Source organism: Leptolyngbya cf. ectocarpi LEGE 11479, from assembly GCF_015207065.1.
GTDB classification, from domain to species: domain Bacteria; phylum Cyanobacteriota; class Cyanobacteriia; order Phormidesmidales; family Phormidesmidaceae; genus Leptothoe; species Leptothoe ectocarpi.
This window is the reverse complement of sequence record NZ_JADEXP010000012.1, coordinates 28007-41103: the sequence shown is the minus strand read 5'-3', so window position 1 is coordinate 41103 and position 13097 is coordinate 28007. Positions and strand designations below refer to the sequence as shown.

Annotated in this window: 11 protein-coding genes; 5 read left to right on the top strand and 6 right to left on the bottom strand. The window is 50.8% G+C overall.

Going from position 1 to position 13097, the window contains the following annotated elements; translation table 11 throughout:
• The 3 genes from IQ260_RS02935 to IQ260_RS02925 all read right to left on the bottom strand — a co-directional run.
• Positions 1-931, bottom strand: a 931-nt coding sequence (locus IQ260_RS02935) for a M16 family metallopeptidase (protein WP_193990693.1), incomplete at its 3' end; no start/stop codon positions are given.
• 52 nt (positions 932-983) lie between these two features.
• Positions 984-2591 (bottom strand): M16 family metallopeptidase, encoded by a 1608-nt coding sequence (locus IQ260_RS02930; RefSeq protein WP_193990692.1) that lies wholly within the window; start codon positions 2589-2591, stop codon positions 984-986.
• A gap of 180 nt (positions 2592-2771) precedes the next feature.
• A complete protein-coding gene (locus IQ260_RS02925) occupies positions 2772-2996 on the bottom strand; it encodes a hypothetical protein (protein ID WP_193990690.1) in 225 nt (74 codons plus the stop codon).
• Between the two features lie 265 nt (positions 2997-3261).
• On the opposite strand from IQ260_RS02925, the gene IQ260_RS02920 reads away from it, so the two are divergent.
• Positions 3262-4047, top strand: coding sequence for an MlaE family lipid ABC transporter permease subunit (locus IQ260_RS02920; protein WP_193990688.1), 786 nt, complete (start codon positions 3262-3264; stop codon positions 4045-4047).
• A gap of 33 nt (positions 4048-4080) precedes the next feature.
• Here IQ260_RS02920 and IQ260_RS02915 read toward each other — a convergent pair whose 3' ends face one another.
• Positions 4081-4524 (bottom strand): pre-16S rRNA-processing nuclease YqgF, encoded by a 444-nt coding sequence (locus IQ260_RS02915; RefSeq protein WP_193990686.1) that lies wholly within the window; start codon positions 4522-4524, stop codon positions 4081-4083.
• A gap of 444 nt (positions 4525-4968) precedes the next feature.
• On the opposite strand from IQ260_RS02915, the gene smc reads away from it, so the two are divergent.
• The 4 genes from smc to ftsE all read left to right on the top strand — a co-directional run bounded on the left by smc (position 4969) and on the right by ftsE (position 11589).
• Positions 4969-8736: a chromosome segregation protein SMC gene (smc, locus tag IQ260_RS02910; protein WP_193990684.1), complete on the top strand. Its 3768-nt coding sequence runs from the start codon at positions 4969-4971 to the stop codon at positions 8734-8736.
• Between the two features lie 148 nt (positions 8737-8884).
• Positions 8885-9682 (top strand): PRC-barrel domain-containing protein, encoded by a 798-nt coding sequence (locus IQ260_RS02905; RefSeq protein ID WP_193990682.1) that lies wholly within the window; start codon positions 8885-8887, stop codon positions 9680-9682.
• A gap of 92 nt (positions 9683-9774) precedes the next feature.
• Positions 9775-10551, top strand: a complete 777-nt coding sequence (locus IQ260_RS02900; RefSeq protein WP_193990680.1) for a WecB/TagA/CpsF family glycosyltransferase — start codon at positions 9775-9777, stop codon at positions 10549-10551.
• A gap of 225 nt (positions 10552-10776) precedes the next feature.
• On the top strand, positions 10777-11589 hold the full coding sequence (gene ftsE / locus IQ260_RS02895) for a cell division ATP-binding protein FtsE (protein ID WP_193990679.1): 813 nt from the start codon (positions 10777-10779) through the stop codon (positions 11587-11589).
• On the opposite strand, the gene IQ260_RS02890 is transcribed toward ftsE, so the two are convergent.
• Both IQ260_RS02890 and IQ260_RS02885 read right to left on the bottom strand, forming a co-directional pair.
• Entirely contained in the window at positions 11586-11981 is a 396-nt protein-coding gene (locus tag IQ260_RS02890) for a hypothetical protein (protein ID WP_193990678.1), read from the bottom strand. The two genes, ftsE and IQ260_RS02890, sit on opposite strands and share 4 nt — an antisense overlap.
• Positions 11982-11997: 16 nt before the next feature.
• Positions 11998-12564, bottom strand: coding sequence for a CPBP family intramembrane glutamic endopeptidase (locus IQ260_RS02885; protein WP_193990677.1), 567 nt, complete (start codon positions 12562-12564; stop codon positions 11998-12000).
• Positions 12565-13097 lie beyond the last annotated feature (533 nt).

The following is a 13097-nucleotide window of genomic DNA, read 5'->3' as shown; positions in this document are numbered from 1 at the left end:
GGTCAGGGTTATCCAGTCGCCCCCCCAAATGGCCGATATGAATATAGCTCTGGGTGAGCTGGGGCTGGTCTACTACATAGAGACCGTTGGTTTGCTGCTGTGCCTGGGGGACCTCTACATTAGCTTTTGCCCTGACGGAGGGTGTCCAATCAGCAAAGAATTCCTCGATCAGCGCTTTCATCTGGGCGGCGTCGAAATCACCGCTGATGCCTAAAATCGTACTCCTGGGCTGAATAGCGGTTTGATAAAAGCCAACGACATCGTCCCGTGAAATATTGTCGACATCGCTGTATTCCACCATGCGAGCAAACGGACTTGCTGGGCCGTAGATCAGCTTGCGAAATTCACGTGACGTGACGTCATCCGGGTCGTCATTGCGGCGGGCGATGCTGCCACGATACTGGCTTTTGAGCAAGTCAATTTTTTCTGGAGCAAAGGCTGGCTGCTGAATGACCTCCGCAAAAATCGAAAACACATCGGCTAAATCCTCACTCAGAGCACTAAAGCTAGCGCTGCCGCTGGTAGCTCCAAGGCTCGTTTCCACAGAGGCTGCCCGCTGCTCTAGAAACTGGTTGAGTTCATCCGGTGTGTAGCTGGCGGTGCCCCCAGTACGCATTGCTTCGCCCATCATGCCTGCTAGACCGGTTTTGTCCTCAGGTTCCATAAATTCCCCTGCCTTAAAGGTGGCCGAACCACGAATTAAGGGCAGATCGTGTTTTTCCATCAGGTACACCACCATGCCGTTGGGCAGCTCGTAGCGCTCAAAGTCAGGAATTTGAATTTCCCCAAGGGGGGCAAATTCCAGCTCGTCATAGTCACGTGCCGTTACTGCATTGGCAGGCTTGCTCCATCCCAAGGTGAGGACCAAGCCTAGGGCGGCCAGGGCCAGAAAAAAACTTGTAGTGAGGCGTCGTTTGGAAAACCAGAACATAAGGAAAGGAGAGAATGGGCAATGGACGGTGGGGACTTTTATAGTCTGACGTCTATGGTTCTGCTGATAAGAGTTTCCCAACGGTACGGTTGCTGGGGATAAAGGTTTTCTGAGCAACACGTTGAACATCTTCAGCGGTTACTGCTTCGATCGCCTTGAGTTCTTTAAAAATGTTGCGCCAGTTGTTGGTCTTGGCTTCGTACTCGGTCAGTAGGCTGGCCATCCCTGAATTGGAATCTAGGCTGCGGAGCATGGATGCTCGGGCCTGAGTTTTGACCCGCTCTAGTTCTTGCGGGGTGACGGGGGCCTGCTTGAGCTGGGCTAGCAGCATATCTATCCGCTCGGCCACGTCATCGACGGTGTGGTTGGGGGCGGTGAGGCCATATAGCAGCAGAATGTTGTCGTAGCGATCGCCGGGAAATCCGTTGGCACTACCAATATTTAAGGCAACTTGGGATTGCTCGACTAGATCTTGATACATGCGTGATGTGCGGCCACCAACCAAAATACTCTCGATCATGGAGTAGACGACATGGTCAGGATGGTTGATGCCGGGGCGATGAAAGCCTTCGAGATACCAAGGCTGGCTCGGTAGGGTGAGTTCAAAGGATTTCTCTTGGGTCTGAGGGGGCTCTTGGATGGTGACTTCAGGGGGCAAGCTGCGGGACTGGGTGCGTCCAAAGTAGGCAGTGGCTAGGGCTTTAACATTGTCAGGGTTGACATCACCGACTACGGTGGCAATCAGATTGCTGGGGCCATAGTAGGCGTCAAAAAATTGAGCAACGTCTTCGCGAGTGGCCGTACGCAGATCGTCCTGATAGCCAATCACCGGTCGGCGGTAGGGATGCTCGTCAAAGGCGACTTCTAAGAATTTCTCGATGATTTTGCCGATGGGGGAGTTGTCCACGCGCATGCGGCGCTCTTCGAGGATGACTTCTTTTTCTTTATAAAATTCGCGGAAGACAGGATCGAGAAAACGGGCGGACTCCAGGGACATCCATAGCTCTAATTTATTGGACGGCAAGCTATAGAAGTAGCGGGTGGCGTCGGCAGAGGTGGTAGCGTTGAGGCCGCGACCGCCGGACTGTTCGATGATTTGACCAAACTTGTTTTGCTCGACGTAGCTGTCGGCTTGGGTTTGGAGGGTTTCGAACTGCGATTGCAACGCCGCTACCTGCTCATCATCCCCCGCTTCCTCCGCAGCCATCAGCTGGTCAAACACCGCATCCATCTCCTGCAATAGCGGTGCTTCTGCTGTGTAGTCCGTAGTGCCGATTTTAGTTGTGCCCTTAAAGGCTAAATGCTCTAAATAATGGGCCACACCGGTATGCCCATCTGCTTCATTAACAGCCCCCACCTTGGCATAGAGCATCATCGAGACCACCGGAGCCTGATGGCGCTCTAGAACGATGAACTTCATGCCGTTATCAAGGGTAAATTCACTAACGGCATCAGCAACTCGATCAAGATAGGGCTGAATCGAATTTTCCGTTGGATCGGCGTCAGCCGCCAGCTGCTCTGGGGGAGCTGCCCCTGACCCTTGGGCCGAAGCGGGTGCACCAAAACTCAGCAGTCCTAATACCGTCAATACCGTGAGAAATACGGCAAGAACAGTTGTCCACAATCCAACCTTTGACCTAGCTAGCGGAGTTACGCCCATAGCACCTCAGCGCAAAATACCGTTACCAGCATAGATACTTTTCTTTATGTTGTGTCAACAAGATATTGACAAGTTCGTAAAAGCACTGATGTTAGCTCTATCAATCTGGAGTAAGGTCCCATTTGCTCGGTTATCTATCCAACGCAGGGGGTGAATTCCTACGCGCTACTCCAGAGTGCTTTACTTCAAATAACCGTATTTGTAGAACGTAAACATTTCAAACAACCCGCCGACAATACTAATGGTCAGGCAAATAATGACGATACCGTTCAGGACATCACCGGCTCCAAACGTGATCAAAAAATCTACTAAATAATCTTTGCCTACCGTGCTGACAGTGGATAGTGGAGAGCATGTGCCTAGAGTTAGTGCCCCTAACACCATCCCCAGACTGATGGCAGGCATAATAAAGCAAATCCCTAATGTCAACAGTAAAGAGCTAAAGAACTGTAAGCCCATGTCTACCTCCTGCCGTACTGTAGCCGAATGGGCGTTATGAACTAACCCAATCCAACCATAGGAGCTGTAGGTGGGAAAAACCGCCAGCTTGAGGAATCTTAAATTTTCATAAAATTACAGAGCATTTAGGGTCTAACCTTAATCTATTTGTTAACCCATTAAAATAATTAGACCATTGCTGCCCAGCATCTAAGTTGAGGAGTCATCCCTTTTGTCCGCTGCATTTTCTACGTCGAGCCTTGCCAAGTGGGGGCAGCGTCTGTTGGCTGCCATATTACTCGGTGGTCAGGTCATAGTTCATTTGTTGACGCGACCGTTACATCGACGCAACACCATTGAGCAAATGGCTGCTGTTGGCCCTGAGTCATTGCTGATCACCCTGGTGACCGCTAGTTTTGTGGGTATGGTTTTTACCATCCAAGTCACCCGAGAGTTTATTAACTTTGGTGCCAGTACTGCGGTGGGTGGCGTGCTGGCTTTGACATTAGCGAGAGAACTAGCCCCGGTCCTCACCGCTGTGATTATTGCAGGCCGTGTGGGGTCAGCCTTTGCGGCGGAAATTGGCACCATGCAGGTGACTGAGCAAATTGATGCGCTGCAGCTGCTCAAAACAGACCCGGTGGATTATCTGGTATTGCCGAGGGTAGTGGCCTGTGCTCTGATGCTGCCCCTCCTGACCATTTTGTCGTTTATTACAGGCATGACGGGGGGACTACTGATCACCAACACAATGTTCAATATTTCCCAGACGGTTTTTCTGGACTCGGCCCGTGTCTTTATGGGCGTGTGGGATTTAGTCAGTGCCATGATCAAAGCGGTGGTCTTTGGCAGCCTGATTGCCATTATTGGCTCGAGCTGGGGATTGACGACAACCGGCGGTGCTAAAGGCGTGGGGCAGTCTACAACGACGGCTGTTGTCACCGCCCTACTGGCCATTTTTATCAGCAACTTTTTTCTGTCATGGCTGATGTTTCAAAGCTCGGCTTTAGACTTCTAAGATTTTAGAATCGGCTTTGGGGCATTGATTAACCTAAGCTTCCACTTCAGTTAGCTTGTTCAAATATCGTTCAATCAGCAAAATTGCCACAATGTCATCAATGGGGCGAGGGATACTGCGCATGCTCTGGGGCAATAGGCGATTTAGTCCGGTGGGTGGGAACATTTCCCAGTAGCGATCGCGAGCTTCTAAACTGCTATAGCGTTCATCCACCAAAATGACGTTAGGGCTTTCTTTAAGTCGCGAGAGTTCCTGTTTCCAGAGCTTTGCACCGGTCTGATCGCCCATCACAATCAACGAGATAGGATAGGTCTGGCGTAAGGATTCAATATGATCAATGACGTCGCCTGCTGAGATCACCTCGTGGTAGCACAGCGAACGATCTACCCCGACAATCGCTAAACCACATTTGTGGCGGCCTGGGTCAAACCCTAGAATAACGGGCTGCGAGAGCTTAGAAAAAACAGTGGAGGTCACAGAGCTGACGATATAGGAAATTACTATAGACAAAGAATATAGGATGTTAAGCCCACGCTAGGGCCTAAAAGTGTGTCCCACCAAAGAATCTGTAAGTTGGTTATGGACAGAAGGTAGCGTCTGGGGCTGCACACTCCTATTTTAGGACTATCCTTAGGATGCCTGCATTGCCGTCGTCAATTCTGCAAATTGGGTAACGGAACTTGCGCTTTCAGCAAAATCTGCCAAACTGAAGGCTGGCAAAACTAAATCATTTGCTAGTCATACTGGCCAGGGCGTGTAGTCTGGCGTCGTTGGTTTTCTGGCCATTGCGGTTTGACGTTCAACGCTCATTTTTAGCCCTTGTTAATTATCGGTTAATTACTGTTGACACTGGCTGTAAATGGAATGCAAATGCTATGGTCTAAGTACACTTGTACGCACTAGTTCGGATGCGTTTGCTTTGTGCATGTAAAGCGAGTTGAACTCTCCCACTTTAAATCTTTTGGAGGAACGACTCAGGTTCCTCTATTGCCAGGGTTTACCGTTATTTCTGGTCCCAACGGCTCGGGGAAGTCGAATATTCTTGATGCGCTTCTATTTTGTTTGGGGTTAGCCAGTTCCAAAGGCATGCGAGCAGAGCGTTTGCCGGACTTGGTTAATCAAAATCAGGCCAGTCGCCGCTCCACTTCGGAAGCCAGTGTTACGGCCACGTTTGACATTAGCGATGTGTCTGCGGAGCTTTTGAGCGGGGATGATGATACGCCTACCGCGACCGAGCTACCGTCCCAGGGTGACAACGATGCAGATTTAGAGTCAGATGCTGCCTCAGAAGGCGATGAACCGTCTGTTCACAATACTCAAAATGATGATCTGCCAATATCGTCTGATGCTGATGCCACCAGTAGTGCGGCTCCCTCAGCTGATCCGTCTAGCTCGCCAGCTGCGACAGCGTTGGATAATGTTGTGCCTCTGCCTCGGGAGTGGAGCGTCACTCGCCGGTTACGAGTCACGGCTCAAGGTACCTATACCTCTAATTACTTTATTGATGGTCAGCCCTGCACGCTGACTGAACTGCATGAGCAGCTGCAGCGGTTCCGTATTTATCCCGAAGGCTACAATGTCGTGCTGCAGGGGGATGTCACTAGCATCATCTCGATGAAGTCACGGGAACGTCGAGAGATTATTGATGAGCTGGCCGGTGTCGCATCGTTTGATCGCAAAATTGATCAAGCCAAACTCAAGCTGGATCTGGTGCGCGATCGCGAAGATCGCTTTCGCATTGTGGAGCGAGAATTGATTGATCAGCTCGAACGACTAGATCAGGACCGTAAAAAAGCTGAGAAATATAAGCAGCTCAAGGCCACATTACAAGAGAAGATCCAGTGGCAGGCCGTTCTGGAATGGCGGCAGCAACAGCAGCAAGCCCGTCAATTAGAAGACCATATTGCTCAAGGTAAGGAGCAGGCGGCAAAGCTGGCCCAGCAGCGTGATGCGTTGGTCGCCCTGATTGAGACGACGGCTAAAGAGCTAGACGAGCTGAATACCAAGGTCAAGGCATTGGGGGAAGATGAGCATTTGGCGCTCCAGTCCAAGCTGGCGACCCAAGAGGCTGAACTGCGACAGCTGGAGCGCCAAGAACAGACCCTCAGGCAGTCCACCCGAGAGCTAGCGGCCAAGTTACAGGCAACCCAGGTTGAGCTGCAGCAACAAAGTCAGGAGCTAACGGTCCTGGGGCAGCGATTGGCTACCCTGAGTGGCACTGAAATTATGCAGCTGCAGACGGCGCGAGATCGCGCGGCTCAAGCCGTGGAGGAGAGTCGAGAAGCGACCAGCGCGATCGCAACTGCCTCTCAAGCCTGGGTTGAAACCCAAACCACCCTGCGCCGCGAGGTTGAAGCCCTCCTCGGAGTGCTAGAGCCCCAGCGCTCCGAGCACGTACGTCTACAGGAGCGGCTGAATCAACTGCAAAGTCAAATTGCGACTCAAACTACCGTCATTCAGGGATTAGAAGCCGAGCTAGCAGAGGCCCCTGCCCAGGAAGAGAGCGAGCTATCAACGGCAAAAGTCACTATTCAAACCCTGGCCCAAGCCGTGGCAACCGCTGAACAGGAGCTAAAAATTCAGCGACAAACCCGCGAGCGTTTGCTCCAGGAGCTACGCGAAAAGCAGCGGGAACTCGATAAGCTAGAAGCCCAAGAGCAAGCACTACAAGAAACCCACGGCACCCAAGCCACTCAAGTTTTGGTCAGAAACGGTCTAACTGGCATCTGTGGTCTGGTGGCCCAGCTGGGCCGGGTGGATCCCAAATATCAGACGGCATTAGAAATTGCTGCCGGAGCCCGTCTCGGCTACCTAGTGGTTGAGAATGACGGCGTTGCCTCCCGAGGTATTGATATTCTCAAACGCCAGCGTGCTGGCAGGGCCACCTTTTTGCCGCTGAATGCTATCCGGGCTCCCCGCACTCAAAAAGTAGGCCGTTGGGAACGCCCTGACGGATTTATAGACTATGCGGTGGATTTAATTGAATGCGACGACATCTATCGCGAGGTCTTTGCCTTTGTATTTGGTAATACGGTGGTATTTGAGCGGTTGAATGACGCTCGCCGTCATCTGGGAAAATTTCGTATGGTTACCCTGGATGGTGAGGTGCTGGAGAGTAGTGGAGCCATGACCGGGGGGAGCCTGCGCCGCCAAGGACGTCTTCACTTTGGTACGGTCGAGGCAGGAGAATCTGCTGAAGCGAAGGCCCTACGGGAAAGACTACAAGAAATTGAGCGCATTTTAGGATGTTGCGATCGCGCCCTGGCCCAAGCTGACACCACGGTTAAAACCCAATCCAAAGCCCTGATCGAAGCCCGCCAAAGCTATCGAGAACAGCAGTTACAAAACACCCAAGCCCAGCAACAATGCCAGCAGCTGCAGCAGCGCCTAGCAAAAGCCCAACAGCAGCAACAGCAATATCAAACCGAATACACCACTGCTCAACAGCGGCTACAGACATTAGAAATATCCCTACCTGCCCAAGAAACCCAGCTTCAGCAGAAACGACAGGAACTCACGGCCCTAGAAGAATCCCAAACCCATAGCGAATGGCAGCAGGCCCAGGGCAAAGTCCGTGCCCTAGAACTAGAACTGACCACCTGCCAGCAGGCATTACAAACCGCCCAGCAGCGCCAAAACGAGATGGAGGCCCAACAACAGCGACTCCAGGAAAAAATCCAAGTGGGGCAGCAAACCATGGGTCAAGGCCGGCAGCAGCAGCAGCAGCAGATCGGCCAGCAAACTGAGCTGAATCAGCAGCAGGCCACCCTAAAACAAGAAATTATCGCCACCCAGGCGGCCCTGACTGAGTTAGATAAAACCTTGGCGGGGGAGAAGGCGGAGCGCGATCGCAAAGAGCATCAGCTGCGAGACCAGCGTAACCAGCTACAGCAGCTCGAGTGGCAGCAGCAAAAGCTCAGTGAAACCCAGCAAGGCCGACAGCAGCAGCTGGTGGAACTACAGCACTCTATCGAAGTCAAGCAGGCTGAACTCCCTGACCCCTTGCCGGAAGTGCCAGCCGATCTCACCCTAGAGACCTTACAAAAACAGCTCAAATCTCTGCAGCGTCGCTTAGAGGCGATGGAACCGGTGAACATGCTGGCTTTAGAGGAATATGAGCGCACCCAGGAACGTCTAGAAGAACTCACCAATAAGCTCACCACCCTGGAAGAAGAACGCACCGAACTGCTGCTGCGGATTGAAAACTTCACTACCCTACGCTGTCAGGCGTTTCGCGAAGCTTTTGACGCCGTCAACAAAAATTTCCAATCCATTTTTGCCGAGCTGTCTGACGGTGACGGCTATCTACAACTCGATGACCCTCAGGATCCCTTTAATGGCGGCTTGAACCTAGTGGCCCACCCCAAAGGTAAACCAGTCCGGCGCTTAGCTTCCATGTCCGGTGGTGAAAAATCCCTCACAGCCCTGAGCTTTATTTTTGCCCTCCAGCGCTATCGACCCTCGCCGTTCTACGCCTTTGACGAAGTGGATATGTTCCTGGATGGAGCCAACGTTGAGCGCCTCTCCAAAATGATCCGCCACCAGGCACAACAGGCCCAGTTCATCGTGGTGAGCCTGCGCCGCCCCATGATCGAATCTGCCGAACGCACCATCGGGGTTACCCAGGCTAGGGGAGCCTATACCCAGGTGTTGGGAATCAACCTACAGCGGGCATCGGCTGGCGGGTAGAGGGGGCATTTCGGTTTCACACACTGTCAAAAAAACGAAGTATAGGGTGTAATGTGGGGAGGAATGTTTCCTTCAGTTAAGAAACATCCCTTCTGATTAAGTAGATTATCTGACTGCTACACTCAACTTCACACAGTAGACCCCAGCGATGAGTTTTGAACAAAGTCGGCTGCGTTCCGACATGATTGGTACCCAAGTGATTACCCGTTCTACAGGCCGTCGCCTGGGCGTGGTCAGCCAGCTGTGGGTCGATATAGACCGATGTGAAGTCGTCGCCCTGGGGCTACGAGACAATATTTTATCTAAAGTCGTTTCTGGACCTGAGCAGATCATGTTGCTCAGCAGCATCCGCAAGATTGGAGACGTGATTTTAGTTGATGACGATACCGTCATTGAAGATGACATTAGTGTGGCCACCTATAGCAACCTCGTCAAAAGCGAAGTGATTACTGAGTCAGGCGAAGGATTAGGCCGGGTGCGTGGGTTTAAATTTGATGTGGTCAGCGGCAAACTGCAGTCCATTGTGATCGCATCCATGGGATTGCCTCAGATCCCAGACCAGGTAATTAGCTCCTACGAGCTGCCTGTCGAAGAAATTGTCAGCACCGGGCCAGACCGCATCATTGTCTTTGAAGGGTCAGAAGAAAAACTCAAACAGATTAGCGTGGGTCTGTTAGAGCGTCTCGGTTTGGGTACAGCTCCCTGGGAGCGAGAAGACGACGGCTACATCATGCCCACATCGGCGAGTAATCAGCTGCCGTCAGGGCTCAAACAGCAAGCGCCCGAAGTGCGTCGGGAAGTAGCACCGCCACAGCGTCTAGAGTTAGAACAACCATCCCGGCCTCCAGTGGAGCAGCCTATGCCTGAGGAAGAGCCCTACCAGGCTAAACCCTTGAATATTCCTCAAAAGAAAAAAGTTATCGAATACGAAGAAGAAGATTTCTAGTATTGTTCTAGGCTAGGTGTTGCCAGGATTAAACAAACCGATATACGGTATGCGTGGCATCGTGCCCTAAGTTTCTCAATCGTTTTGTGCCCATGGTAGCTACCTCTGTGCCCGTTACTCCTGCCCCCCTCAAAACGCTATTTGTTATGGGTTTGCCAGTACACCAAAGTACCGGAAGTGTCGGCTATGTAGACTGGCTTTTAGGGGCTGTGCGGACGGGTGTGGGTGGTCATGTGGTCACCCTGAATGCAGAAATGTGTGTCCAGGCCGAAACGAATCGCCAGCTCAGGCAAATTATCCAGAATGCCACCTTGGTGATTCCGGATGGGGCCGGTGTTCAGCTTTATTTTCAGTGGATACAGCGGCGACACCTCCGACGCTATCCCGGTATTGAGTTTGCTGTGGACGTGCTCAGTCAGCTGCAGCCGACAGAACCAGTGGTGTTTTATGGGGGGGCTCCTGGTTTAGCGACGGCAGCGGCTCAGCACTGGCAGGATAGATTGCCAGATTTGAATGTTGCGATCGCACAGCATGGCTACCTATCTGACGCTGAGCAGGTAGACTTTCAGCATCAGCTGCAAACGCTACAGCCCAGCCTTATTTTTGTTGGCTTAGGGGTGCCACGACAGGAATTATGGATTGCTAGGCATCGTCAGCTTTGTCCAAATGCCATGTGGATTGGCGTGGGTGGAAGCTTTGACATCTGGGCCGGGAAAAAACAGCGAGCCCCGCACTGGATGTGTAAAAACCATCTAGAGTGGCTTTATCGCCTGTATCAAGAACCCTGGCGCTGGCGACGCATGTTAGCGTTGCCTAAGTTTGTCTTTCGTTCCATTGGCTATGATCTAGGCTGGCGAATTTCAGATTAGAGCCAAGCGTATGTTTCCATGCTTTTGGTAATGTCGCTACGTTTCCATTCCTCACATTGTTAGATCCTATAGAGGGTCAGAAATCGAAACCAAGCAACCTAAAAAAATGTCAAAGGGCTAGACATTTTTCCCATTACCGATATTCTTGTACAGAGACAAAATAAGCATCAGTCTCCTTTCAATCCCTGCGTTCCCGTTTGCACCATCTTTTCACTTTTCACCTCTATGACATCTGCTGTGACTCCGCCTAAGACTCGCTACACTCGTCGCCAAGATGTCGAAGCCAGACGTAATGTGAGGTTTCAGGGCATGCCGGTAATGACATCCGCACAGACGACCCAACCCAAAACTCGGTCAGCGACCTCTAAAGCCCCCCTGGTAACACTTACGGGCGTTACTAAAACCTATGCCAATGGTAGTCAGGCCCTGCGCAATATTAATCTCCAAGTCAAGCGCGGTGACTTCTTATTTGTGACAGGCCCCTCCGGTGCGGGTAAGTCTACCTTGCTCAAGCTGCTTTACGGCCAAGAACGTGCAACATCTGGGGATATTCTGGTCGATGCTCAGAATTTGGCTAAGCTGCGTGGCAATCGACTGGCGCTCTTGCGTCGGCGCATTGGCATTGTGTTTCAAGATTACAAACTGATTCCTCGGCGAACCGTTGCGGAGAATGTGTCGTTTGTCCTGTGGGCTCAAGGCTATAGCCGTCGAGAAATTAATCGTCGTTTGCGACCTACCCTACGGATGGTAGGTCTACAGCACAAGGCGAGTAGTTTTCCCAACCAGCTATCCGGTGGTGAACAACAGCGGGTAAGCATTGCCCGCGCCGTTGTTGGTACTCCGCCGCTACTCCTGGCGGATGAACCCACTGGCAATTTGGATGGAGATAACTCTCGTCAGGTCATCAAAATCTTAGAAAAGCTCAACTCCATGGGTATTACGGTTATTGTGACCACCCACGATGAGCAGCTGGTGCGTGCATCGAATCATCCTGTCGTCCAAATCCAAGACGGACGTTTAACCTATGTCAGACATTAGACGACCTTAAAGTTGGGATTGGTCCTGACCACCGTTGCTTCAAAGTTCAGTATCCAGTCCACCCAATGGCGATCGATATGAGGACGTTCCTGTGGTAATAATCGCTTGATTAGTAATGCGATATATCCTTGCTCGGCACGAATCACTACAATATTGCCGACTTTGGTACGAATAACAACGTTGTCTAGCTTCGGTAGCTCCATCTCTGAGGTCAATAGCTGTTGCAGCCCCAGTGCCTGAAACACTAGCTGTATCCATTCGGTATCGTCGTGTTCAAGCGTGATGAAATAATCACGGGGTAAGCCTCTGGCGTCAAATATGGCTAAACCTAATATTTGCTCAGTATTTGGCAGGTTTACTGATGGCACTGACTGTGGATTGGAAATAGACACCAGACTAGGAGAGTTGCTAACGGGCTGCCAAATGGGTTGCTTTCACCTTCCAAACTAAGCTTGACACCATGTTGGTAAATACATGGGCGATCACTGGAACTAATAGGTTTTGGCTGACCATAGCGCTATAACCCAAAAGCGCACCGACACAGGTTGCCCACAACATATAAGGCCACTGACGCAAATCACTCATGTGTAGCAGGCCAAAACATAGACTCGATAGCCCCAGTGCCAACCAGTTTGCCCCTAAAGCGGGCAACATGACGCCACGAAAAAGTAATTCTTCACTAATTCCAGGCAGCAGCCCTAACCACAGGACATCCGGTAATACTAAGGGCTCTAAAATATAATTTAGATATACTTCGGCACTGCGACGATATTGGGGCCAGAGACGGTAGAGCAACCCACTCATGAGTGTAATGCTCATTCCTAAGATCAGCCCTAGGCCAATTGGATATAGTCCCAGCTGACTGGGTATCTGCTCGATTGACGTAAACAGTAGCCACAAACGAGCGATCAGAAACAGCACCAGAGCCGTTGCTGCGATCGCAACCAGCACTTGAATGCGTGTCAAAGGCTCCATACTGGGGTTAGGTGGGTCAGGTTGGTTCAATCCACAAAGCGGCAGCAGAATGCCGTACTAGACAGGCGATACCATCTTACGCTGTCCTAGGCCGTCAGCCCATCAGCGCAATGCAGATCTTTCTCAGCTCTCAACCTTTGCCTGGTCAGCATTGCTCCTAACCCGGCTAAAGGAAGACCTACGCTATTTCTAAATAAAGCTAAGCTCACCCTAAAAAAGCTGGCTTTATTGATGTATTTTATCAAAACTTTGAGCCATCAAATTAAGGCCAGCCATAGCGTATATATCTTGGTGTATTTCAAAAATAGTTATATAAAAATAACTCAAAAACAAATAGTCTTTAAGCCGTAAAAATGCCTTAAAGAGACGTATTCTGCTTATTTTGAATAAATTTAGAAAAGCTAATAGGCAGCTAAATGATGATCTATAGATCGCTTTTTGAAATGATCTCTTATTACCTAAAGCCTCGATAAATCAATGAAATTGAATGTTAAATATAATGAGATATGGGATTTATTTAAATAGATAAACCT

What these genes read in the sequence shown, in the direction of transcription:
- IQ260_RS02930 (WP_193990692.1), bottom strand. Translation starts at nt 2,591, where the DNA reads ATGGGCGTAACTCCGCTAGCTAGGTCAAAGGTTGGATTGTGGACAACT.
- IQ260_RS02925 (WP_193990690.1), bottom strand. Translation starts at nt 2,996, where the DNA reads ATGCCTGCCATCAGTCTGGGGATGGTGTTAGGGGCACTAACTCTAGGC.
- IQ260_RS02905 (WP_193990682.1), top strand. Translation starts at nt 8,885, where the DNA reads ATGAGTTTTGAACAAAGTCGGCTGCGTTCCGACATGATTGGTACCCAA.
- IQ260_RS02900 (WP_193990680.1), top strand. Translation starts at nt 9,775, where the DNA reads ATGGTAGCTACCTCTGTGCCCGTTACTCCTGCCCCCCTCAAAACGCTA.
- ftsE (WP_193990679.1), top strand. Translation starts at nt 10,777, where the DNA reads ATGACATCTGCTGTGACTCCGCCTAAGACTCGCTACACTCGTCGCCAA.
- IQ260_RS02885 (WP_193990677.1), bottom strand. Translation starts at nt 12,564, where the DNA reads ATGGAGCCTTTGACACGCATTCAAGTGCTGGTTGCGATCGCAGCAACG.